This window comes from Paraburkholderia sp. C35, from assembly GCF_003121405.1.
In the GTDB taxonomy this organism is placed as follows: domain Bacteria; phylum Pseudomonadota; class Gammaproteobacteria; order Burkholderiales; family Burkholderiaceae; genus Paraburkholderia.
Genome location: NZ_QBUY01000047.1, coordinates 16,986 through 40,014 on the forward strand (window position 1 = coordinate 16,986; position 23,029 = coordinate 40,014).

Here is a 23,029-nt window from a genome sequence, read left to right on the forward strand (position 1 = left end):
GCGAAGCGCGGAGCTTCGACAATGCTCCTGCCGATTGCATTGAATTGCATTGCATCGCGCTTCGCGCAACCACACGAGAAAACCAGGGCAGCACATGAACAGAACAATCCGATCCATCGCGGCCGCGCTATTCACGGCAGGACTGGCGTTGACGGCTTCGCACACATTCGCCGCAGACAGCGACCCGACTTCAGGTATCCATGCCGGCGATGTGCTGATCCGCTTGCGCGCTATCTCGATCATGCCGCAGGTGCGGACGAGCGACACGCTGTCTGCACTCAACGTCGACGTCAACAATGCCATCGTGCCTGAACTCGACTTCACATACATGATCCGCGACAACATTGGCGTCGAACTGATTCTTGCCACGTCACGGCATCAATTGACGTCGAGCCTCGGCAACCTGGGCGGGGTCAATGTTTTGCCGCCTACGCTGCTGCTGCAATATCACTTCAATCATCAGGGAAAGATCCGCCCGTATGTTGGCGCAGGCGTGAACTATACGTACTTCTATAACGACGGACTGCATGCGGGTGACCAGCAGATTTCGGTCAAGCGCAGCAGTTTCGGCCCCGCGCTGCAGGCGGGTGTCGACGTGCAACTGACGAAAGCGGTGTTCGCCAACGTCGACGTGAAGAAGGTCTGGATGAAAACGGATGCATCGATGAATGGTGTATCGCTTGGCACACTGCACATCGATCCATGGATAGTCGGGCTCGGTATCGGAACGAAGTTCTGAGTCTTTCTAAGTCTCTGAGCCAGGATCGAGATGCAATAAAAAACGCCGGCCTCACGATGAGCCGGCGTTCGCATTTGACGCGCCCGGTGCGTGCAGTGCGGGTATCACATCACAGCTTGTCGTATTTGAAGCGCATGGCGGTGCCTTCGCGCTCGATGCGCGTCCACACAGCGCGCTTCTCCTCATCGGTGAGAAATACCCAGTTCGACACTTCCCCCGCCGTACGGCCACAGCCTTTGCAGACTTCGTCGAACAGCGTCGAGCAGACGCCAATGCAGGGGCTATCAGGGAGATCGTGCAGATTCGATGACATCGAGTTACCTTGAACGGGAATGCATGCGGTTCGCTATGGTAAACCAAAAGCGAAATCGGCTTCCGGCACCCATTTCACGTGCAATGTCATGCATTGCAGTTCATCGCGCGATGCTGTAGCCGATGCGTGCCATCCAGTGTTGTCGCTGGTTATAGTCGATCAGATCCTCGCCATAGCCATTGAAGTAACCGATCCACAGGTAGCCGCCCCATGCGCTGCTGCCGAGCAGCCGGGCGAGTGGGTAAGTCAGTTGCGTATCGACGCTGCCATACCAGTGCTTCGTGCCTTTGCGCAGGGTCGTCGCCAGTTGCCAGCCGTCCGGGCTGCCGTACTTGATCAGCAGATCGACGTAGCCGCGGTAATCGGCAATGTCCGGGTTGTCGCTCGTGCCGAGGTAGTAGTAGAGCTTCGGCGAGATCTCAAGATGCGTCGCGTTGAGATCGCCGAACTCAAAGGTCGGGCGCACGAACACCGTGTTGAGGCTGCGCGAATCGCTGCCTGCCAGACCATTCGATTCATGCCCGACGCCCGCGGCGATGCCCATGCGCGTGAACCAGTCCGAGCGCAGCCCCGTGTCCGGGATGTAGTAGAAAAGTTGTGGCATGTAACTGGTGTCGCGGAACGGGCGCGACTCGGCAGACAGATCCCAGATCGACATCTGCGTGTACGCGAAATACAGGTTGTCGAGAAAGCCCTTTGAACGCAGGTCGTCGGGCAGCAGCAACCGGTATTTGAAGCTGAGCTGCAGGCGCGCGTTGGTGTCACCGTTCTTGCCGATGGCGAAGTACATCGGCTCGTAGTAAGAGATGCGCGATAGTGCAGCACGTCCGGCGCTCATCAGTGCATCGGCGGCAGGCGAGGCGACTTCCGTGCTCGAAGCGGGGGTGACGGCTGCCGCTGCGCTCGCAGGTTGTGCCGGTGTGACCGCCTGCATTTCAGTGCGCTCGGCTTGCACGATCTGTTCTTGGCGGGGACCGCGATTGATCGCGACGAGTGCCGGTGACGCATCGAAGCCGACGGGATCGATACGTATCTCACCGCGCGCCCACGCCGGCCACGGCGCCGAGTAGTGCACCTTGCGGAACTGGCCCACCGACAGATGCAGTGCATCGGGCACATCGGCTTCGCGAACGAGATCGAGTGGTTGCGGCGCGATGTCGCCGTTCGTGAGGGTGACGCGGATTGTGGGCGGCAGCGTAAGGTCGAGTGGCGCGTTGTCGTCGGCGGAGTAGAGCAGCGTGATGGTCAGCGGCTCGTTGAACGCGGCTTCGCGCAACGGCGCGAGCATCGACGTCGTGGCCTGTGCGCAAGGCGCGGCGAGGCCGAGCAGAGCGCCCAGCCATAAGACGCTGAAGAAGCGGACGTAATGGGAAAGGGCGTTGGAGCGAAGGAGCCGCGATGGCGGGTAAGCGGGCGGCCGATGGGCAGGAGCAATGCGGCAAGACAAGGTGTTCACTCGCATGAGCAGTCGTCCATTGTTATTGCATGTCGGTGGCGACGGAACCTGCGGCGCGCTTCCTGTGCATTACATTGCATTGCACTTCGCTGCACGCAGGTAACACGAAGGTCACGATCCGTCATTGTAAAAGACGACTTACAAAGCGCAAGCTCGCATACAGCGGCACTTCAATGCATTTGCCAATACCAGCATTTACCCCGTTGCCGTTTCCCAGATCAGCGCACCGTTCAGTGCGATGATGGCGCCGGCACACATCCATGCAAGGACGAGTGGTACGCCGCGCAAACGCCAGCCGTGCATCAGCCGGATGTCCGATGCGAAACGGATCAACGGCACCACGGCCAGCGGCAACTGGAGACTCAGCACCACCTGGCTGGCCACGAGAAGTTGCGCCGATCCATGCGGCCCGAACAGGCCCACGGCAACAAGCGCCGGGCCGATGGCGAGCGCCCGGGTGAGCAGTGCGCGTTGCCAGCGCGGCAGCCGGATCCGCAGGAAGCCTTCCATCACTGCCTGCCCCGCGAGCGTGCCCGTCACGGTTGCGCTCAGGCCGCATGCGAGCAGGGCTGCCGCAAACAGGATAGCGGCCCAGTGCGAGCCGACGATCGGGGCGATCAGCCGGTGCGCATCGGCGAGATCGGTGACAGTGCGATGGCCGCTCGCGTAAAAGACGGCCGCCGACACGATGAGCAACGCCGCATTGATCACGAAAGCCAGTGAAAGCGCGCTGAAGGTGCCGAAGTTGACGCCGCGCAACGCGGCGGCGATGTCGGCGTCGCTGCATGAAAGTGCATGCGTTTTGACGAGTGCGGAGTGCAGATACAGGTTGTGCGGCATCACGGTCGCGCCGAGAATGCCCGCCGCCAGCCACACCATCCCCGCGTTGCGCAGGAGCTCGGCGCTGGGCGCCGCGCCCGTCAGTGCAGCACGCCAGTCGGGCCGCGCGAGTACCAGTTCGATCACGAAGCACAAGCCGACGAACAGGATGAGGGCGACCACGGCGGTCTCGAGCGTGCGCTGTCCATGGTGTTGCAGGGCGAGCATCGCGAAGGTGCCGACCGCCGACATCAGCACGCCCGCCGTCAGCGATACGCCGAACAGCAGTTGCAGTGCGACGGCGCTGCCGACCACCTCGGCAACGTCGCAGGCGATGATCGCGATTTCGCTCGTCATCCACAGGAACAGTGTCACGCGCGGGCCGGTCCGCTCGCGGCACAACTGCGCGAGATCGCGTCCCGTCACCACGCCGAGACGGGACGATAGCCACTGCAGCAGCATTGCCATCAGGCTCGACGCAATGACGACGCTCAGCAGCGCATAGCCGTAGCTCGCGCCGCCCGCGAGCGCAGTCGCCCAGTTGCCGGGATCCATGTAGCCGACGGCGATCAGCGCGCCCGCGCCAAGGAACCGGAGCCGACCGGCCGGGCGTGCAGGTCCTGCGCCGGGGCGGCGGCGGGACGGATCCAGTGCGAACGGGTTCGTATTCATTGCAACGCTGTGGCGGAAGTCCCGGTTTGCGGGGCAAGCGGCATGCCATGCATTCCAGTGCCTTGCAATGTCTTGCAGAGCGTCACGCCTTCACCCCTGTCGATACCACTATATGGGCTAATTTGACAGTCTATAGTGAGGGTGGCACACGTGTATCGGGCGGGATGCAGTCCGCTTCCGTGGATCTGCACCGTGCGATGCCTTTCCCTACAGGAAAGGAGGTTTTTTTCGGGTGGACAGGACGCGATAACCCGATAAAATTGCGGCCAATTTTGCAGCGGCCCCGTGCATTTGCGTGCACCCAAGCTGCCGCGCCGCCGAATCAAACTGCAGTTGCCAGGCTAGACGCCAGACGGAAATCGCCCGGATCCTTGCAATCGCAAGCAGGCGGAAAGCGGACAGCAGGCCGATGCAATGCGGATGGAAGGCAGGTCCAGCCCATAGAAGGCCACGCGCTGTACCCTTTGCGCGACATCCGGCGGTTTATTTTGAATCAGGCACCGATTGATGGTAGTTTTCGGTTTTTTCAAGGGTAGCCACTGGCAGCACGCAGCGGCTTGAAGCGGGGTAAGCGACCGGTTCACACCGGTCCGAACGGAGAACGGAATGAAGAAACGGGTGGTGGGCCAACTGGCTGCGCTGGTACTGTGCGCGACGCCTTTCCTGTCGGCGGCGGCAAAAGATACACAACTGAATGTGTACAACTGGTCGGACTACATCGCCAAAGACACGATTCCGAACTTCACCAAGCAGACGGGCGTCCAGGTCAAGTACGACAACTACGATAGCGACGACACGCTGCAGGCCAAGCTGCTGACGGGTAATTCGGGCTACGACATCGTCGTGCCGACCAGCAACTACGCGGGCAAGCAGATCGCAGCGGGCATCTTCGCGCCGCTCGACAAATCGAAGATCCCGAACCTCAAGTACCTCGACCCGTCGCTGATGGCGCTCGTCGCGGGCGCGGACCCGGACAACAAGTTTTCGGTGCCCTGGGCATACGGCACGACGGGCCTCGGCTACAACGTGACGAAGGCGCAGCAGATTCTCGGCAAGGGCGTCGCGCTCGACAACTGGGACATCCTCTTCAAGCCGGAAAACATCTCGAAGCTGAAGGCGTGCGGCGTCTCCGTGCTCGACGCGCCGGACCAGATGTTCGCGGCTGCGCTGCACTACATCGGCAAGGATCCGATGAGCACGAACCCGGCCGACTATCGCGAAGCGCTCGCGATGATGAAGAAGATCCGTCCGTACATCACGCAGTTCAACTCGTCGGGCTATATCAACGATCTGGTCGGCGGCGACATCTGCTTCGCGTACGGCTGGTCGGGCGACGTCGTGATCGCCAAGCATCGTGCGGCCGAAGCGAAGAAGCCGTACAAGGTCGATTACTACATTCCGAAGGGCGGCGCGCCCGTGTGGTTCGACGTGATGGCGATTCCGAAGGACGCGAAGAACAAGGAAGCCGCGATGGAGTGGATCAACTACATCGAGACGCCGCAGGTTCACGCAGCCATTACCAACGCTGTGTACTACCCGAGCGCGAATGCGGAAGCGCGCAAGTATGTGGACAAGGATGTCGCGAACGATCCCGCTGTGTACCCGCCGGCGGATGTCGTCAAGACGCTGTTCCTGCTCAAGCCGCTGCCGCCTGAAATCCAGCGTCTGCAGACGCGGCTGTGGACCGAGTTCAAGTCCGGCCGCTAAGCGGACCTGAACCACACGGTTGTGCAGGAAAGCATCATCATGAAGCCCTCGGCACCGTGCCGGGGGCTTTGTTCGTCAAATGCAGGGAGAGAAGCAGCAGATCATGAGTGGCCAGTCGAACGTGCTGGCAGGGGCCGGCGTGTCGTCCTCGGGCAATTCCGCCTTTGCGCAGGATGCAGCGGAAAACTTTGTGCAGATCGTCGACGTCGTGAAGAAGTTCGGCGAGACGGTCGCCGTCAAGGGCGTCAACCTGTCGGTGAAAAAGGGCGAACTGTTCGCGCTGCTCGGCAGTTCCGGTTGTGGCAAGTCCACGCTGTTGCGCATGCTTGCAGGGCTGGAAACGGTCACGTCGGGCAAGATCCTGATCGACGGCGAAGACCTTGCACAGATGCCGCCGTACAAGCGTCCTGTGAACATGATGTTCCAGTCGTACGCGCTCTTTCCGCATATGACGGTCGAATCGAATGTTGCGTTCGGCCTCAAGCAGGAAGGCGTGCCCAAGGCCGAGTTGCAGGAGCGCGTGCAGTCCGCGCTCGAACTCGTACAGATGGGCCGCTTCGCAAAGCGCAAGCCGCATCAGCTGTCGGGCGGGCAGCAGCAGCGCGTCGCGCTCGCGCGTTCGCTCGTCAAGCGTCCGAAACTGCTGCTGCTCGACGAGCCGATGTCGGCACTCGACAAGCAGATCCGTCAGCGCACGCAGATCGAACTCGTCAACATTCTCGACAAGGTCGGCGTGACCTGCATCATGGTCACGCACGATCAGGAAGAAGCGATGACGATGGCGAGCCGCCTCGCCGTGATGAGCGAAGGCGAGATCGTGCAGCTCGGCACGCCGAACGAAGTCTACGAATATCCGAACAGCCGCTTCTCGGCGGAGTTCATCGGTTCGACCAATCTGTTCGACGGCAAGGTCGTCGAGGACGAGCCGGATCACGTGTACATCGAAACGCCTGATCTGCCTGTGCGCCTGTACGTGAACCACGGCATCACAGGGCCGCTTGGCATGCCCGTGACGATCTCGGTGCGCCCCGAGCGTATCGCGCTCACACGCAAGCCGCCTGAGGGCACGTTCAACTGGGGCAAGGGCACCGTCACCAACATTGCATACATGGGCGGCTACTCGCTGTATCACGTGAAGCTCGACGCGGGCAAGACGGTGATCGCGAATGTGTCGAGCCTCGCGTTGTCGGAAATCGAAACGCCGACGTGGGGCGACGAGGTGTATGTGCGCTGGAGCGCGTCGGCAGGCGTGGTGCTGACATCATGAAACGCGCGCTGCATTCCTTCATGACGTGGCCCGTGCGCCGCTTCAATCTGACGGGCAGCACGGCCGTGGTGGCGGGGCCGTTCATCTGGCTGCTGCTGTTCTTCCTCGTGCCGTTCCTGCTGGTCGTGAAGATCAGCTTCGCGGATCTGCAGCTCGGCATTCCACCGTACACGGAACTGACGTCGATTAAGGACGGCGTGGTTCACATCGCGCTCGACCTGTCGCACTACGCGTTCCTTCTGCAGGACAGCCTGTACTTCGCGACCTACGTGAACTCGGTGATCGTGGCGGGCATCTCGACGCTGCTGTGTCTGCTGCTCGGTTATCCGATGGCGTATTACATCGCGCGCTCGAACCCGGCCACGCGCAACATCCTGATGATGGCCGTGATGCTGCCGTTCTGGACGTCGTTCCTGATCCGCGTGTACGCGTGGATCGGCATCCTGAAGAACAACGGGCTGCTGAACAACTTCCTGATGTCTATCGGGCTGATTCATTCGCCTATCGAGCTGTATCACACCAACACGGCGGTCTATATCGGCATGGTCTATTCGTACCTGCCGTTCCTCGTGATGCCGCTCTATGCGCACCTCGTGAAGATGGATCTGACGCTGCTGGAAGCCGCGTACGACCTCGGCGCGAAGCCGTGGAAAGCGTTCTGGCAGATCACGCTGCCGCTGTCGAAGAACGGCATCATCGCGGGCTGTCTGCTGGTGTTCATCCCGGCGGTGGGCGAGTACGTGATTCCTGAACTGCTCGGCGGCGCGAACACGCTGATGATCGGCCGCGTGATGTGGAATGAGTTCTTCGATAACGCCGACTGGCCGATGGCCTCCGCCGTCACCTGCGCAATGGTGCTGTTGCTGCTCGTGCCGATGGCGCTGTTCCAGTACTCGCAGGCGAAGGCACTGGAGGAGCGCCGCTGATGAAACCGAATCGTATCTTGCAGTTCATCGCACTCGCGATCGGCTTCGCGTTCCTCTATGTGCCGATCATCAGCCTGATCGTGTATTCGTTCAACGAGTCGCAACTCGTTACGGTCTGGACGCGCTTCTCGACGCGCTGGTACGCCGCGCTGCTGCAGGATGATGAACTGATCAATGCCGCGTGGCTGTCGCTGCGCGTGGGGCTGCTGACGGCGTTCGCATCGGTGATCATCGGCACGTGGGCGGGCTTCGTGCTCGCGCGCATGGGGCGCTTTCGCGGCTTCACGCTGTACACGGGGATGATCAACGCGCCGCTCGTGATTCCCGAAGTGATCCAGGGCATTTCGCTGCTGCTGCTATTCATCGAAATGGGCAAGTGGCTCGGCTGGCCGGCAGGGCGCGGCATCTTCACGATCTGGATCGGTCACGTGATGCTGTGTATTTCCTATGTCGCGATTATTGTGCAGTCGCGTGTGCGCGACCTGCACCCGTCGCTCGAGGAAGCTGCACTGGATCTTGGCGCGACGCCGCTGCGTGTATTTTTCTTCATCACGCTGCCGCTGATCTCGCAGGCACTTGTCGCAGGCTGGCTGCTGTCGTTCACGCTGTCGATCGACGATCTGGTGCTGTCCGCGTTCCTGTCCGGACCCGGCTCGACCACGTTGCCGCTGGTGGTGTTTTCGCGCGTGCGCCTGGGTCTGAATCCGGAGATGAATGCACTGGCGACGCTGTTCATCGCGGTCGTGACGGTGGGCGTGGTCGTGGCTAACCACTTCATGCAGCGCGCCGAGAAGCGGCGCCTCGCGATGGCAATCTAGTTCAGGCTGTCTCGCTTCAATTCCTTTGCCGGTGCCTGTTTCGTGCATGCGGGTGCCGGCAAAGCGACTCACCCGACGCAACGCGTCATGCCGTTGCTCAGATCCTGTAGCCGATCCGTAGACCACCCCAGTGCCGGCCGTTGACGAAGATCGGCGCGGACGCGTCCTTCATCAGCACATATTCGCCGCCGCCCATGTCGCGCCGGTACGTTTGCAGCAGGAAGCGCTTCGTGCTGGTGCCGGCCGCAAGGCCCGTGCGGTCGTTGAAGATGCGCCGGTTACGGCAGTTCGCTGCGTTCCAGACCGGGTCACCGCGCTGCGGCTGCGAAAACTTGAGATTGTGGGTGGGCAGATAGCCGCGCACATCGACGGCGGCACAGAACGCCACGCGTGGATCGAGTTCGAGCATCGGTTCCTGGATAGGCGGCAGAACCCGGTCGGTGAGATCGGTGAAGCGGGTCATGAACTGCGGCGGATTCGTGTCGGACATCGGCGCGTAATGCTCGTCGAACAGATCGTTCATCGACAGCTCGCCGCGCGCGACGGCTGCTTCGAACAGTTTGCCGACTTTGGCGGCAGCCTGTTCGACGGCGTCGATGAACGGCGTGTCGGCTGTCGCGACACCCGTGGCGGCTGTCAATTCGATCAGGTTCTCAGACACGCCCAGCAGATTGCCGAGCCGGTTCTTCGCCTGCATGAAGTTCTCGCCGGAATGCTCGACGTCGGTCGCGATCTCCAAAACCTGCGACTCGAATGCATTGCATTGCTCCTCGATCTCACCGGACAACGTCGCGATCTGATTGGCCTCTGCATTCAATTGCATGACCGCGTGGCCCGTCGAATGCACGACGTCACCGATCATCCGTGTGCCTTCGCGGACCCGCTGGGCGCGCGCGGTATTTTCGGCGCCTTCGCCAATCAGGCGCTCGGTCTGCTCAGTGAGTTGCGCAAGCGTGGTTTCGATCTGACCGGTTGCCTGCGCGGTTTTTGCAGACAGTGTTTTCACCTCGGCGGCGACCACGGCGAAGCTCTTGCCGAATTCCCCCGCACGCGCGGCTTCGATGGCAGCGTTCAGTGCGAGCAGATGTGTCTGGCGCGCGATCAGCGAAATTTCCTCCGACACGCGGCTCACGTGCGACAGCGCCGCCCGCAACGCACCGATCTGGCTTTCGATCACGGTCACGCCTTCGACCAGCCCATGAATATCCGACAGCGATGACTCGAGCGTCTGCTGCGAGCTTTCGACCTCGCCCGCCGCCTGCGCCGTGACCGTGCGCATTTCCCGCGCCGCTTCGGCAATACGATGATTGCCTGCCAGTGTGGCCGCCGCCGACTGGCGCAGCGTATGGCAGACATCGGCCTGCCGTTCGACACGCGTGGCCACTTCCTCGATATGCCCGGACACATCGCAAATCTCGATGCCGAGCTTGCCTGCCTGAGTGGCGATATCGCCTACAACGGATGAAGCGCTGCCGTTGCGGCGCAGGCGGCGATTGAAGAGGCCCGTCATGTCAGTCTCCTGAACGGCGCGACGTGTGCCGTTCCTGTGTCCGTTTAATGTGCGTGTGAGTTCAGGTGACTGCACCGATCTGCACCCGATTATCGAAGTGCGGCACATGAATTGCGTTTCATCCTGCACGCTTACGATTTCTCTACGGCGCCTTACCGGACTGCTTGATAGGGACTATCCCGGAGTCTGATCGGGTACGATCGCGGCAGTCCGTGCGCGCGCCTTGCCGCACGTCTGTCGAATCCAAGTCGAATGCACCCGCCAGTCACTGATGTTTGAATCTTTTGTGCGCGTATCGGGCTGGGAACAGCTGCTGTATCTATGGGAACTGATCGTTATGGTCTGCAAGTTCCTGTGGGGTTTGCTGCGTCTGCTGGGTGGCGGTTGAAATCGAATGCAGTGAGTCGTCACATCGGGAAGATGAACTTGCAGTAACCTGAAAGCCATTTCATCCCGACCGTGCGTGCCAGCGATGACCGATGATTCCACCCAGCGCTTTACCGACCGTGTAGCCGACTACGTCAAGTACCGGCCCGACTATCCGCGTGAAGTCGTAACTTTCCTGCATGCAACCTGTGGCGTGGCCGAAGGTGCGCGTGTCGCCGATATCGGTGCAGGCACGGGCATCTCGACGCGGCTCTTTCTCGAAGCAGGTCATCCCGTTGTCGCCGTCGAGCCGAATCAGGCGATGCGCGCCGCCGCCGATGCATGGCTTGCATCCTTCACCGGCTATGCGAGTGTCGCGGGCACGGCAGAGGCGACCTCACTGGACGACGCGAGCGTCGATCTCGTGACGGCCGCCCAGGCGTTCCACTGGTTCGATCCCGCCGCGACGCGTCGAGAATTCGCGCGCATCCTGAAACCGCACGGCCTGATCGCGCTGATGTGGAACAGCCGCCTGCTCGAGGGCACGCCGTTTCTCGCGGACTACGAAGCGCTGCTGCAACGCTTCGGCGTCGACTATCAGGCGGTGTCCGAGCGTTACGGCGACGATGAGTCGATGACCGCGTGGTTCGGCGACGGCTTCACGCATCAGGCGCGTTTTCCGAACGCACAGCGGCTCGACTTCGAAGGATTGAAAGGGCGGCTGCTGTCGTCGTCTTATGCACCGAAGGCTGGGCATCCAGACCACCAGCCGATGCTGAACGCGCTGCGCGAACTGTTCGACCGCACCGCCGACTGCGGCACGGTCGAGTTCGCGTACGAGACGCGCGTCTACGTTGGACATGCACAAGACCAGGCCTAGACCTGCAGTGAAGTGCTTCCGGTAGGGTGAGACGCGAAGAACGCGCGTAAATCCTGCAGCACGCGTTGTGGCGCTTCTTCCATCGGAATATGTCCGAGCCCGTCGTACATGACCGATTGCGCGCCGGGAATCCGGCGTGTGAACTCGGCTGCATGGGCCGGTGGAATCCAGCGGTCTTTTGCACCCCAGAGCACCAGAGTCGGCACGTCGATCGAACTCAGCACACTCGTATCGAGATCTGCGAAGTCCAGCGTCGGCACCATCTTGCCGATGGCTTCACGCGTGCCTTCACCATGGAAGAACTCGACATAGCGACGCAACACGTCGCGCGCAATCCGGCGAGGATCGCCGTAGACGTTGCGTACCGCGCTCTTGATGATCGCCTCAGGCAGCCACCAGGGCGCGCTCATGCGCACGGGCGCGTGATTGAACAGGCCGATGTAGATGGGCAGTTTCATGGGGAAGCCCGCGGCGTCGATCAGCACGAGCCGCTCGACGGCATCGCGGTGACGCACCGCGTAATCCCACGAAAGCAGTCCACCAAGCGAATTGCCGACCAGCGTCGCACGCCCGATGCCGAGCGCCTGCATGAAAGTGTCGAAGAAACGCCGGCAGGTGGGCAGGTTCATCGTTTCGATGGCACCTGCCGCGTTGCGCAGTGGACCTGTCACGCCGAACGGCGGGAGATCGAGCCGGATCACGCGATGCTCGCGTGCCATCTCGGATGCAACATCGTTCCATGTATGCAGCGATGAAGCAAAGCCGTGAATCATCACGATGGTACTGTCGCCTGTCCCTTCGTCGATATAGTGCACGTCCGCGCCCATGATCTGTACGAATCGTGAACCCGTTTGCGTGTAACGGCGTTGCAGTTCGTTTCGCGGGACGCTCGTGATGCCAAGGCGCGCCGCAAGCGAACGGCGCGGCAGCGGCACCGGCATCGTGTGTGCCGTTTCGATGCTCTTCATTTTTTTGTCTCCCTGTTGTTGGACTACCTGGTCACTCTGCTGACAAAGTGCACTCCTGATAAGAACTAGCGTGAAAAGGTGTATTCGCTGCTGCGCACGCGGCGCGTGCGGCGGCGGTAGGTGAACGTGAAACGCGGCCAGATGGCGGTGATCTTGCCGCTCTTCGTCTGGTACCAGCTGTGGCAGCCGCTTGCCCAGACCGTGCGCGGCATGTCGCGCTGCAGGCTCGCATTGAATGCGCGCTGCACGTCGGCACGGAGATTCATCGTGCGTGCACGCTGACGCTGCAATTCGCGCAGACAAGCGGCAATGTATTGCACCTGCGACTCGATCATGTAGATCATCGAGTTGTGTCCGAGTATCGTGTTCGGTCCCGTCATCATGAAGAAATTCGGGAAATTCGTGATGCTGGTGCCGAGATACGCTTCGGGTCCATCGCGTAGCCACATCGCGCCGAGATCCGCGCCGTCTACGCCTGTCACGTCGAATGGCGTGCCGACATCATTCACCTGAAATCCCGTGCCGCAGATGATGGCATCGACGGCGTGATGCGTGCCGTCTGCGGTGATGATGCCGTCATGCACGATACTGCGGATCGGCGTGGTGACGACATCGGCATTGGCTTGGCCGAGTGCTGAATAGTAGTCGCTCGAAAGCAGCACGCGCTTGCATCCGAGCCTGTAGTCGGGTGTCAGTTTCGCGCGCAGGGCAGGATCTTTCACCTTCCGTTCGAGATAGCTGCGTGCGAACTTCATCGCGGGATTCACCAGCTTGGGATTGACGAAGAAGCCGATGCCGCGCGACTCCATCTGCCAGTAAATCGCATTGCGCACGCAGCGCTGCGTCAACGGCAGATGCGTGAAGAACCAGCGTGCGCGTGCGCTCACGGGTTTGTCGGGCTTGGGCATGATCCACGGCGCGGTGCGCTGGAACAGCAGCATTTGTGCAACGCGCGGCTGGATCCTTGGGATGAACTGAACTGCACTGGCGCCCGTGCCAATGACGGCGACACGTTTGCCTTCCAGCGGATAGTCGTGGTCCCAGCGTGCGGAATGAAACAGCTTGCCGCCAAATGTATCGAGCCCCTCGAACTGCGGTATCGCGGGGCGCGACAACTGTCCGACGGCCGAGATCACTGCATCGGCCTCGACTGTTTCATGCACCCCATTGCGTACGATCTCGAGTAACCAGACAAGACGTGCTTCGTCGAAGCGCGCAGCCGTCACACGTGCATTGAACTGCATTGCACTGTCCACCTGATACTTGCGTGCACAATGTTTCAGATACGCGAGGATTTCCTGCTGATGGCTGAACGATCGTGACCACGACGGGTTCGCTTCGAATGAAAACGAATACAGGTGCGACGGCACATCACATGCAGCACCAGGATACGTGTTGTCGCGCCACGTGCCGCCAAGATCGTCTGCTGCTTCGTAGATCGTGAACGACGTGTAACCCATGCGTTTGAGCCGGACGGCCATGCCGATACCCGAGAAGCCACTGCCGATAATCGCGATACGCATCTCAGGTCGAGCCGGTGAGGGCATGAGTTCAACGCTCCAGCACATCGTCGAAGTCTTCACACGCATCGACGGCGATTAAGAAAAAAGTAGACCTGTCTACATCCGTCTACAGCGCTTAACGCGCAGAGTAGACAACTGTACACAGTGCGTCAAGATCGTTGTACAGTGCAGGCTCCAAGGTCGAAGCAGGGCATCGGCCGAACTGCGTCGTCAAATGGAAGCTCATGCAATCCGCATCGGAACTGGAACTCGCGCCCGGCAAGCGCCGACTGATCGAGGCCGCGTTGCGCCTGACGGCGGGCGGCCGCAGCTTCGCGAGCCTTGGCCTGCGCGAACTGGCGCGGGAAGCGGGCCTCAATCCCAACACCTTCTATCGACACTTCGACACGCTCGACGATCTGGCGCGCGAAGCCGTCGAATCCGTCAGCCGCCGTTTGCGTCCGATGCTGCGGCGTGAGCGCTGGCTGGCCGCGCATGATGAACCACATAGCGTCCCGCGCCGCGCGTGCGCGGCTTTCTTTGCGTTCGCGCTGGAAAACCGCGAGGCGTTCCTGAGCGCGCTGGCCGAGTATCACGGCACGTCGCCGGCATTGCGCGAGGCGGTGCGCGTGAACCTCAACGAGGTGTCGGCGGAAATGGCGGAAGATGTGGTCGAGTTGAACCTGATGCCGGCGTTGTCCCGCGAGACGATAGAGGAAGTCTGCACGCAGATCGTGCTGCAGCTTTTTCATCTGTCGCATGAATTCATCGGTCATGCGGCGCAGCGCGAATCGCTGATCGACTACGCGGAGCGCTTCATCGTCAGGCTGTTCGCGGGCGCTGTCGTGCTGGCGCAGCATGAAGTATGAAACATGAAGCAAAATGAAAAAGGGTTCCGTGAGGAACCCTTTTCGTTTGACGCATCCGCCGAAACAGCGTGAATCGATCAGGTGTCGTTCCAGCCGCCCGAATCGTCGTTGCTGCCCATATCGACGCCGCCATCTCCACCGTCGCTCCAGTCATTGGAGCCCTGGCCGAAGTCGATTGAACCGGCGTCGTTGCCGCCGCGTTTGCGCGATTCGTCATCGACGATCACATCGCGCTCGACCACACGGTCACGGCCGGAGTTGAGTGCTTCGCCGAGCAGCACGCCCGTCAGCAACCCGCCCATGCCGCCGCCAAAGCCACCGCCTTGCTGCACGATGACGGGCGGCTGCTGTTGCTGCGGCGGGTAGGGATAGGGTGCTTGCGGCGGATAACCTTGCGGCTGGCCACGGCCAAACGCCTGATCGGCCTCGCGTGCAAACGACGAATCGCCAGCGCCCGTCGCTGCCGCAGGTGCGGCATTCGGATCGGGCCGGCCTTCGGCGCGCGCCTTGAGGCTCGCCACCTGCCGTTCGAGATCTTCGATCTGATACGGCGGCACAGGGTTCTTGCTGTTCGACAGCGCTTCGACGAGCTGACGCAGTTGCGTCTCCGCGCCTTCCACTTCGCGTTCGAGCGCTTCATGCCCCGGCGCCGTCGACAGCTTCACGTCGAGCTTGAGCGAACGCACGTCGTTGAGGAGATCGGTGGCGCGCTTGAGTTGCACGCGGCGATCGTCGTTGGCGCGCGTATCGTCCTGCGAGCGCGCGCGACGTAGCGTCCAGCGCAAGATCAGCGCGATCGCGGCAAACAGCACCACGATGCCGATCCACATGCCCATTGACGGACCATGCCGTGCCGGCGCCTGCTGAAGCGCCGACGACGTCGTTGCCGCGGATTCCTGCTGCGCGAACGGATTGCTGGTGCGATGGGTGACATTGCCGCCGCCACTCCCGCTGACGCGCGCGGCATCGGCACGCAGACGCGCTTCCGTTTCCGCGAAGCGGCCCGGATCGGTGAAGCGGACCTGCGGGTCGAGCGTCTTCGACTGTTGAAGTTGTGTGAGCGCTTCGGCAGGGCGGCCTTCGCGATCGAGCACCTGCGCGTACAGATAGTGCGCGCGAGCGCTGTCGGGATGCGCCTTCAGCACTTCGTTCAACTGCGAATCGGCTTTCTGCCAGTCCTGCTGCTGGATCGCCGTTTCGATCTGCGTCGCCGTCGGCACCGCGAAGGCGGCGCCCGATACGAGCATCAGCGAAAGCGTCAGGGATACACCGGCTGCTGCAAGGAGTTTTTTCATGATGCGGACCGGGCGGATTGACGCCCGTCTCCATGACTATCGAGTTGCCGCGCTACGCGGCCAGCGTGCCTCGACACGCAACGCCGCGCGGCGCATCGCCTGGTGGGGGTTACTGCGCAGGCGTGTCCAGCTGCTTCTTCAGTGCGGCGAGACGGTCGTCGACGGACGGGCCGCGGTTCAGGTCCGCGAGCTTGTCGTCGAGCGCCTTGCCGCTCTTCACGTCAGCCGAATTGAGGCGCGCGTCGGAACGTGCCGTCGAGAGCGCGACCTTGTCTTCGAGCTTCTGGAAGTCTTCAGCAAGATTCTTGCCGCCGATACCACCCAGCGCCGTTGCCGCCGTATCTTTGGCTTGCGCGATCTGCTGCTTGGCCTGCAGGATGTTCGAACGCGCATTCAGATCGTTGCGACGCTGACGCATGTCATCGATTTGCGTCTTCAGCTGATCGACGGATGGCTCGAGCGTAGTGAGTTCCTTCGCGAGCGCGTCGCGCTCGGCTTCCGCCGTCGCCTGCGCACCGAGCGCCTCACGCGCGAGCGCTTCATCGCCTGATTGCAGCGCGCGTTTCGCGCCGTCTTCGTACTTCTTCGCCTTGTCGGCGGCCACGTCGCGCTTGCTTTGCTGCGTTGCGACCTGCGCCTGGATCTCGATCAGCGAGTTCTCCGCTTTCGCGATGCTCTCGTCGAGTTCGCGCACGATCTGGCGCGCATCACGCGACGGGTCTTGCACGGAGTCGGCTGCGTCGTTCAAGAGACCTTTGACCGTCCGCGTGATGCTGTCAAAAAGCGACATGAAATACCTCCATAGAATGAAATCGACGCTGAATACCTTGCGTTTCCTGCTTTGCTCGCGACGGCGTCGACCTGTGTAGTTTACGCTTCACCGGGAGCTTGCGTTACCTGCTGCATGACTGCCTTGCATCGTGCTTTCCGTCCATCAGACAGCGTGCCTGCGCACATGTTGCATGACGGCGGGGCAATCGCACCTGACATCGGGGCGTGCGCATGGAATGCAATAGCTGCACGACAATTTAACTTGCGTTCAACCTGCCGCGACACATGCACCGGCGCTTCGCGCACGCGTTGCAAACGTTGCATGACGGGACATTCAACAGCTCGCGGATATTACACCACGCGTACTCTTAAATCCGTCTTAAAGTGCGATTTCTCGCGCGTCGCGGCGGGTGTTTTCGCAATCTTCTGCGGCGTGAACGCACATGCGCAACGTGATGAACGAATCAGCACGCTGGTTTGTCAAAATGCGTGGTTTATGTCGTTCCCGGATGTCGTGCACGTACGCTGTCGCAAACGCATTGGCCGATTCTTTCGGATAGCCGACGATCTGCCCTGTGATGCGCGTGCGTGACGAACGAGCGCGAGCTTATGCAAAGTGTCCGCTGCCTTCGGCGGGATCGATGCCGGGTTCATCGTCGTCACGTTCCTGCTGCCGCTTGCCTGCTGCATTGCGTTTCGACGTGAGCAGTGTGGAGGTTCTTGATGGCGCGTGCGTGGCGGCGGCCTGGTTGAGGGTCCCGCTCGTGGCGGGTTCGTCGTGGGCGGCGAGCGCGGCGGCTTTCGCGGCGGTGACGCGCGCAGCGGCCTGTGCGGCGGCGGTTCCGTCCGCGTCGCTGTCCGCTACGTCGGGCTGCGTCGGCGTTGCGAGCGCAACAACAGGCCTGGCGAAGTCGAGTGACGCGAGTGCGGGCGAGCCATCGGGATCGGCATCGGCGAATACGGTATCGTTTTCAACCGGTGTTGCCGCGTCGCGCGCTGCGGGCGAGCGCAGCGCCGGTGGCGTGGCTTGTCGCAGAGGCATGCCGGCACGCGCGACACGTCGCAGCGCTTCGTTGAGCGCGTCGGGTTCGCGTGGCGCGCGCAAGCGGTCGACAATGCTCGCCGCCTTGACCTGCTCGCTGGTCGCGCCGAAGCTCAGCACCGCGCGGCGCATCAGTTCGCTGACGCTGATGCCGAGGTTCTCGGCCGTCGATGCGATGGCGCGTTTCTGGGCGGGCGTGACGAAGACGACGATGCGTTCGCTGGGCTTGTTCATAGATCGGCTCGCGTTCTTTTCAGGTGTCGAACTGCGGAGGAATCCGGGCAGGGCGCCGAGTCCTGGTGGGCGCGCGTCGATCCATCATAAGACTAAATCGCGACGCGCGGTGGTTCGCGGGCGTATTTCGGGCGGAACGTAAAATGACTGTCACATCAATGGGTTGTGGAGCTTGTGAGGACATTGTCCACAGGGCTTTCAACATTTTCTGTTGATAACTGCACGGGCAAGGCGCAAGCGGGCGGGCGCGGCGCCACGCGGTGTTTTTTCGTGCGTCGGGGCACTATCGTGAGGGATTTCTTACAAAAAAATCACCTTCTGCGCCGCTTGATTTCTTTAAAATGCGCTGTTACGTTGCGCCAGACACTGCCTGGGCGCGCCGTGCGGCCAGCCGGAACGGGGTGAAACATGCGGCGCTGCGCGGTGGTTGTCGCGAGAGCAGAGACCGTCGTCATGCGCGGCGGCGCGCCGCGTGGGAAGACTACCCGCGTGGCCGCCGGCGTACAGGCGGCAGGGCGCCGCTCTGGCGCGCAACGGTGCCGGCACCGCGGCGCTTTGCGCGCGGGCGTCGCCACGATCACGATTCAAGCGCACCACGCGTGCCTTTCCGGCGTGTAGGTAGCGTCCATCATTCCAGTCATGCCAATCATCAAACGACCGAATTCCTCCAGTTCCTCAGGGCATCCAGGCCGCGAGCCATCTTTCGGCAGCAACGACAACCCGAGCCGCGACTACCGCTACGCACAGCGCGAAGAAAGCGATCGCGATGAGCGTGGGCGTGCGGAAGGCTCGGGTCGCGGCGGCCGCTCCATCGGCGGCACGATCGCGATGTGGTTTGCCGGGCTGTTCGCGACCCTGGCGGTGGTCGGCGCGCTGATCGTCGGCTATGCGCTCGTGGTGATGGGTCCGCAACTGCCTTCGCTGGATGCGCTGACCGACTATCGCCCGAAGGTGCCGCTGCGCATCTACACGGCCGACCACGTGCTGATCGGCGAATTCGGCGAGGAGCGCCGCAGCCTCGTGCGCTTCCAGGACATCCCGGACGTGCAGAAGAAGGCCGTGCTCGCCATCGAGGATTACCGCTTCTACGAGCATGGCGGCGTCGACTTCATCGGCATTCTGCGCGCGGGTTTCGCGGACAGCGCGCACGGCGGCTCGTCGCAGGGCGCGAGTACGATCACGATGCAGGTCGCGCGCAACTTCTTCCTGTCGAGCGAGAAGACGTATACGCGCAAGATCTATGAAATGCTGCTCGCGTACAAGATCGAGCGCGCATTGACGAAGGACCAGATTCTCGAGCTGTACATGAACCAGATCTATCTGGGCGAGCGCGCATATGGCTTTGCGGCTGCGGCGCGCGTGTACTTCGGCAAGGATCTGAAAGACATCACGTTGGCCGAAGCAGCGATGCTTGCGGGTCTGCCCAAGGCGCCGTCGGCGTACAACCCGGTCGTCAATCCGAAGCGCGCGAAGATCCGTCAGGAATACATCCTGAAGCGCATGCTCGATCTGAACTACATCGCGCAGGACCAGTACAACGAAGCGATCAAGCAGGAAATCCGCACGAAGACGGCGGGCAACGAGTACAGCGTGCACGCCGAGTACATCTCCGAAATGGTGCGCCAGATGATGTACGCGCAGTACAAGGACGAGACCTACACGCGCGGCCTGAACGTAACGACGACGATCGATTCCGCCGATCAGGAAGCTGCCTATCTCGCGGTGCGCAAGGGCGTGATGGACTACGAGCGGCGTCACGGCTATCGCGGTCCGGAAGGCTTCGTCGAGTTGCCCGCGGCGGGCGACGATCGCGACGAAGCCATCGAAGATGCGCTCAACGATCACCCGGACAACGGCGAGATCATTGCGGCTGTGGTGACATCGGCGACGCCGAAGGAAGTGAAGGCGCAACTGCTCGACGGCACGCAGGCCAGCATCACGGGCGACGGCCTGCGCTTTGCGGCGGGTTCGCTGTCGGCGCGCGCGGCACAGGCGCAGCGTATTCGCCCCGGTTCGATCGTACGTCTGATCGCCGATGCGAACGGCAACTGGCAGATCACGCAGTTGCCGCAGGTGGAAGGCGCGCTGGTGTCGATGACGCCGCAGGATGGTGCGATCCGTGCGCTGGTCGGTGGCTTCGACTTCAACAAGAACAAGTTCAACCACATCACGCAGGCGTGGCGCCAGCCGGGTTCGAGCTTCAAGCCGTTCATCTATTCGGCCGCGCTCGACAAGGGCCTCGGACCGGCGACGATCATCAACGACGCGCCGCTGTACTTCCCGCCGAGCGCGCCGGGCGGCGACGCGTGGGAACCGAAGGACGACGATCAGCCGGATGGTCCGATGCCGATGCGGCTGGCGTTGCAGAAGTCGAAGAACCTGGTGTCGATCCGCATCCTGTCGTATATCGGCACGAAGTACGCGCAGGATTTCGTCACGCAGCGCTTCGGCTTCGATGCCGACAAGACGCCACCGTATCTGCCGATGGCGCTGGGTGCAGGTCTGGTGACGCCGTTGCAATCGGCGGGTGCGTATAGCGTGTTTGCGAACGGCGGTTATCGCATCAATCCGTATCTGATCGCCGAGGTCGACGATGCGCATGGCCAGCCGCTGTCACGCGCGCAGCCGTTGACGGCGGGCAAGGATGCACCGCGTACGCTGGAACCGCGTAACGCGTACATCATGAACAGCCTGCTGCATTCGGTTGCGACGGCGGGCACGGGCGCCGGTACGAATGTGCTGCATCGTAATGACCTGCAGGGCAAGACGGGTACCACCAACGACGCGAAGGACGGCTGGTTTGCGGGCTATCAGCAGTCGCTGGTGGCGGTCGCGTGGATGGGCTATGACCAGCCGAAGTCGCTGGGTAGCCGCGAGTTCGGTGCGCAACTGGCGTTGCCGATCTGGGTCGAGTACATGCAGCGTGCGCTGCGCGGCGTGCCGCAGACTGAGCCTGAGATTCCTCAAGGCGTGACGTCTGTCGATGGTGAACTGTTCTATACGGATATGACGCCGGGGAATGGATTTGTCGCCAGTATCGGCATGGATTCGGCGAATCCGTTGGCTAGCGGTGGCGATGCGGTTGGCGCCGTTGGGCCGGCCGGGATGACGCCGCCGGCGCCGCCGCCGAATGTCTCGAACACGGAGAAGAAGCAGATCATGGATCTGTTCGAGTCGAATAAGCCTTGAGGATCTGAAGGCTCCGTACTCAAAAGGACACGCCCGTGATGGAAATCACGGGCGTGTTTGTTTATGGAGTTGAGGCAACGGTCAGCAAGCGAATTCTGGTGTGTGCCTGCTGTCTGGAAGAGGGATCCGATGCAGAAGGCGTAAGCGGCAGAACACCTCGCGTGATGCCCCGATCTGACCGCAGCGAGCGGCCAAAACGAATCACTTTGCAACGTCAGCCGTCTCTGCTGAAGCCTGCGCTTGCTCCACAACAGGATTCCCCATCGCCTGAAACAGCGCAGCGGTGTCATTCAATCGCGCGCCCGTATAGCGAATCTCATCGAGCCGCGCATTCCGGTACTGCTGCTCACTCGAGCGTGACGCCGTAACGGGCACAGCACCCAACCGATACCTCGCCGCCGTCTCCTCAAACGACTGCTGCGCCGCCCGCGCGGCCACATTCGCCGCATCGAGCGACTGCGCATCATGCTCCAGTGAAGCCAGCGTATCCGCGACATTCTGAAACGCCGCCAGCACCGTCTGCTTGTATTGCGACGTCGCAGCATCATAGGCAGCAATCGCCGCACGTCGCTGTGCAAACAGCGCACCGCCATGGAAGATCGGCTGCGAGATCGACGCGCCGAGGCTCCAGATCGCTCCAGCCCCAGACAATGCAACAGGCCAGCTAAACCCGCCTTGCCCCATCGATGCATTCAACGTGATGCTCGGAAACATCTGCGCAGTCGCTACCCCAACGTCAGCGGCAGCAGCCTTGAGCGTCGCATCGGCCGCCTGAATGTCGGGACGCGCTTTCAAAAGATCGGAAGGCACGGAAACAGGCACCTGCTGCGGCACATGCAGCGAAGCGAGATCGAGCGGCGCGGGCGCCTGATCCGGCGTACGGCCGAGCAGCACGGCGAGCGCATGGCGCGTGGTCAGCAACTGCTGCCGCGCGCCAGGCAAACTCGCCGCCAGCGACGCCGCGCTTTGCTGCGCACTCAACAGATCGCTATGCGACACCGAGCCGAGTTCATAGCGTCGCTGCGCATCGCGTGCCTGTTCGTCAGCGAGCGTGACGAGCCGCTCGGTGGTCTGCACCGACGCATCGAGCATGGCCACTGAAATCGCCGCCGTCACGATGTTCGCGGCAAGCGCGCGCCGCGCCGCATCGAACTGATACACCTGCACGTTCACACGCGACGCGAGCGCCGCATTTGCCAGCCGGGCCGCGCCGAAAATATCGAACGTGTACTGCGCCTGCAACTGGCCGACGAAGGTGTTGTACAGAAACGTGTTCGGCCCGATTTCAGGAATCGCAAGCGCGCGCTGACGCGCGGCCTGGCCACCGGCATCGATGGTAGGCAGCATGTTGCTGCCTATCTGGGCACGCAACTGCTCGCGCGCAGCCGTGAGGCTCTTGTCCGCAGCGGCGAGCGTCGGACTATTACGCAGGCCTTCGTCGACGAGTGCGTTCAGTTCATCCGAGTCAAACGTGCGCCACCATTGCGGCCCCGCCTTCGCGCCCGCCACGAACTGCTGCGTGACGCCTTGTGCGGGCACTGTCTGCGTCGGCAGGGGATCGGCGCCATAGTGCGCGGGCTCGGGCATCGCAGGCGGATTGCCATTCGGCCCGAACGAACAGGCCGATGCGAACAGGCAGGCAACAGCGGCGGAAGAAAACGTGCGGGTCATCGAAAGCTGGCTCAT

Annotated in this window: 18 protein-coding genes; 8 read left to right on the top strand and 10 right to left on the bottom strand. The window is 62.0% G+C overall.

The window, feature by feature from the left end:
* The first annotated feature begins 94 nt into the window (after positions 1-94).
* On the top strand, positions 95-739 hold the full coding sequence (locus DK391_RS24805) for an OmpW family outer membrane protein (protein WP_109480647.1): 645 nt from the start codon (positions 95-97) through the stop codon (positions 737-739).
* Positions 740-848: 109 nt separating this feature from the next.
* Here the strand turns inward: DK391_RS24805 and DK391_RS24810 are convergent, their stop codons facing one another.
* From DK391_RS24810 to DK391_RS24820, 3 genes are all read right to left on the bottom strand, one after another.
* Complete coding sequence (locus tag DK391_RS24810) at positions 849-1,052, bottom strand: DUF1289 domain-containing protein (protein WP_109480648.1); 204 nt, start codon at positions 1,050-1,052, stop codon at positions 849-851.
* Positions 1,053-1,152: 100 nt separating this feature from the next.
* A complete protein-coding gene (locus DK391_RS24815; RefSeq protein WP_109480649.1) occupies positions 1,153-2,514 on the bottom strand; it encodes a phospholipase A in 1,362 nt (453 codons plus the stop codon).
* Between the two features lie 189 nt (positions 2,515-2,703).
* Entirely contained in the window at positions 2,704-3,999 is a 1,296-nt protein-coding gene (locus tag DK391_RS24820) for an Nramp family divalent metal transporter (protein ID WP_109480650.1), read from the bottom strand.
* A 606-nt stretch (positions 4,000-4,605) separates the two neighbouring features.
* Between DK391_RS24820 and DK391_RS24825 the strand changes: the two genes are divergently transcribed.
* From DK391_RS24825 to DK391_RS24840, 4 genes are all read left to right on the top strand, one after another.
* Positions 4,606-5,706 carry a polyamine ABC transporter substrate-binding protein gene (locus tag DK391_RS24825; RefSeq protein WP_109480651.1) on the top strand — a complete coding sequence of 367 codons (1,101 nt, stop codon included), beginning with the start codon at positions 4,606-4,608 and terminating at the stop codon, positions 5,704-5,706.
* Between the two features lie 103 nt (positions 5,707-5,809).
* On the top strand, positions 5,810-6,973 hold the full coding sequence (gene potA / locus DK391_RS24830; RefSeq protein WP_162600907.1) for a polyamine ABC transporter ATP-binding protein: 1,164 nt from the start codon (positions 5,810-5,812) through the stop codon (positions 6,971-6,973).
* Positions 6,970-7,899 carry an ABC transporter permease subunit gene (locus tag DK391_RS24835; protein WP_109480652.1) on the top strand — a complete coding sequence of 310 codons (930 nt, stop codon included), beginning with the start codon at positions 6,970-6,972 and terminating at the stop codon, positions 7,897-7,899. Before potA ends, DK391_RS24835 begins: the two co-directional genes overlap by 4 nt.
* On the top strand, positions 7,899-8,717 hold the full coding sequence (locus tag DK391_RS24840) for an ABC transporter permease subunit (protein ID WP_109480653.1): 819 nt from the start codon (positions 7,899-7,901) through the stop codon (positions 8,715-8,717). The genes DK391_RS24835 and DK391_RS24840 overlap by 1 nt, the downstream gene beginning before the upstream one ends.
* Positions 8,718-8,814: 97 nt before the next feature.
* Here the strand turns inward: DK391_RS24840 and DK391_RS24845 are convergent, their stop codons facing one another.
* Positions 8,815-10,227: a methyl-accepting chemotaxis protein gene (locus DK391_RS24845; RefSeq protein ID WP_109480654.1), complete on the bottom strand. Its 1,413-nt coding sequence runs from the start codon at positions 10,225-10,227 to the stop codon at positions 8,815-8,817.
* Positions 10,228-10,699: 472 nt separating this feature from the next.
* Here DK391_RS24845 and DK391_RS24850 point away from each other — a divergent pair, with 472 nt between their 5' ends.
* The gene (locus DK391_RS24850) at positions 10,700-11,473 is read left to right on the top strand and encodes a class I SAM-dependent methyltransferase (RefSeq protein WP_109480655.1); all 774 of its coding nucleotides are present in this window, start codon (positions 10,700-10,702) and stop codon (positions 11,471-11,473) included.
* On the opposite strand, the gene DK391_RS24855 is transcribed toward DK391_RS24850, so the two are convergent.
* A complete protein-coding gene (locus DK391_RS24855) occupies positions 11,470-12,441 on the bottom strand; it encodes an alpha/beta fold hydrolase (RefSeq protein ID WP_109480656.1) in 972 nt (323 codons plus the stop codon). The genes DK391_RS24850 and DK391_RS24855 overlap by 4 nt on opposite strands.
* 65 nt (positions 12,442-12,506) lie before the next feature.
* A complete protein-coding gene (locus DK391_RS24860) occupies positions 12,507-13,988 on the bottom strand; it encodes an NAD(P)/FAD-dependent oxidoreductase (protein WP_109480688.1) in 1,482 nt (493 codons plus the stop codon).
* 200 nt (positions 13,989-14,188) lie between these two features.
* On the opposite strand from DK391_RS24860, the gene DK391_RS24865 reads away from it, so the two are divergent.
* A complete protein-coding gene (locus DK391_RS24865; RefSeq protein ID WP_109480657.1) occupies positions 14,189-14,812 on the top strand; it encodes a TetR family transcriptional regulator in 624 nt (207 codons plus the stop codon).
* 77 nt (positions 14,813-14,889) lie between these two features.
* Here the strand turns inward: DK391_RS24865 and DK391_RS24870 are convergent, their stop codons facing one another.
* The 3 genes from DK391_RS24870 to DK391_RS24880 form a co-directional block, all read right to left on the bottom strand.
* Entirely contained in the window at positions 14,890-16,107 is a 1,218-nt protein-coding gene (locus DK391_RS24870; RefSeq protein ID WP_109480658.1) for a tetratricopeptide repeat protein, read from the bottom strand.
* Positions 16,108-16,216: 109 nt separating this feature from the next.
* Complete coding sequence (locus DK391_RS24875; RefSeq protein ID WP_109480659.1) at positions 16,217-16,897, bottom strand: PspA/IM30 family protein; 681 nt, start codon at positions 16,895-16,897, stop codon at positions 16,217-16,219.
* A 588-nt stretch (positions 16,898-17,485) separates the two neighbouring features.
* Positions 17,486-18,154, bottom strand: coding sequence for a hypothetical protein (locus DK391_RS24880; RefSeq protein ID WP_109480660.1), 669 nt, complete (start codon positions 18,152-18,154; stop codon positions 17,486-17,488).
* A 639-nt stretch (positions 18,155-18,793) separates the two neighbouring features.
* On the opposite strand from DK391_RS24880, the gene DK391_RS24890 reads away from it, so the two are divergent.
* Entirely contained in the window at positions 18,794-21,343 is a 2,550-nt protein-coding gene (locus DK391_RS24890) for a penicillin-binding protein 1A (RefSeq protein WP_109480662.1), read from the top strand.
* A 201-nt stretch (positions 21,344-21,544) separates the two neighbouring features.
* Here the strand turns inward: DK391_RS24890 and DK391_RS24895 are convergent, their stop codons facing one another.
* Complete coding sequence (locus tag DK391_RS24895) at positions 21,545-23,029, bottom strand: efflux transporter outer membrane subunit (protein ID WP_109480663.1); 1,485 nt, start codon at positions 23,027-23,029, stop codon at positions 21,545-21,547.

Excerpts from the sequence above, each read along its gene's own strand:
- DK391_RS24805 (WP_109480647.1), top strand. The coding sequence starts at position 95 with ATGAACAGAACAATCCGATCCATCGCGGCCGCGCTATTCACGGCAGGA.
- DK391_RS24810 (WP_109480648.1), bottom strand. The coding sequence starts at position 1,052 with ATGTCATCGAATCTGCACGATCTCCCTGATAGCCCCTGCATTGGCGTC.
- DK391_RS24815 (WP_109480649.1), bottom strand. The coding sequence starts at position 2,514 with ATGCGAGTGAACACCTTGTCTTGCCGCATTGCTCCTGCCCATCGGCCG.
- DK391_RS24820 (WP_109480650.1), bottom strand. The coding sequence starts at position 3,999 with ATGAATACGAACCCGTTCGCACTGGATCCGTCCCGCCGCCGCCCCGGC.
- DK391_RS24825 (WP_109480651.1), top strand. The coding sequence starts at position 4,606 with ATGAAGAAACGGGTGGTGGGCCAACTGGCTGCGCTGGTACTGTGCGCG.
- potA (WP_162600907.1), top strand. The coding sequence starts at position 5,810 with ATGAGTGGCCAGTCGAACGTGCTGGCAGGGGCCGGCGTGTCGTCCTCG.
- DK391_RS24835 (WP_109480652.1), top strand. The coding sequence starts at position 6,970 with ATGAAACGCGCGCTGCATTCCTTCATGACGTGGCCCGTGCGCCGCTTC.
- DK391_RS24840 (WP_109480653.1), top strand. The coding sequence starts at position 7,899 with ATGAAACCGAATCGTATCTTGCAGTTCATCGCACTCGCGATCGGCTTC.
- DK391_RS24845 (WP_109480654.1), bottom strand. The coding sequence starts at position 10,227 with ATGACGGGCCTCTTCAATCGCCGCCTGCGCCGCAACGGCAGCGCTTCA.
- DK391_RS24850 (WP_109480655.1), top strand. The coding sequence starts at position 10,700 with ATGACCGATGATTCCACCCAGCGCTTTACCGACCGTGTAGCCGACTAC.
- DK391_RS24855 (WP_109480656.1), bottom strand. The coding sequence starts at position 12,441 with ATGAAGAGCATCGAAACGGCACACACGATGCCGGTGCCGCTGCCGCGC.
- DK391_RS24860 (WP_109480688.1), bottom strand. The coding sequence starts at position 13,988 with ATGCCCTCACCGGCTCGACCTGAGATGCGTATCGCGATTATCGGCAGT.
- DK391_RS24865 (WP_109480657.1), top strand. The coding sequence starts at position 14,189 with ATGCAATCCGCATCGGAACTGGAACTCGCGCCCGGCAAGCGCCGACTG.
- DK391_RS24870 (WP_109480658.1), bottom strand. The coding sequence starts at position 16,107 with ATGAAAAAACTCCTTGCAGCAGCCGGTGTATCCCTGACGCTTTCGCTG.
- DK391_RS24875 (WP_109480659.1), bottom strand. The coding sequence starts at position 16,897 with ATGTCGCTTTTTGACAGCATCACGCGGACGGTCAAAGGTCTCTTGAAC.
- DK391_RS24880 (WP_109480660.1), bottom strand. The coding sequence starts at position 18,154 with ATGAACAAGCCCAGCGAACGCATCGTCGTCTTCGTCACGCCCGCCCAG.
- DK391_RS24890 (WP_109480662.1), top strand. The coding sequence starts at position 18,794 with ATGCCAATCATCAAACGACCGAATTCCTCCAGTTCCTCAGGGCATCCA.
- DK391_RS24895 (WP_109480663.1), bottom strand. The coding sequence starts at position 23,029 with ATGAGCCAGCTTTCGATGACCCGCACGTTTTCTTCCGCCGCTGTTGCC.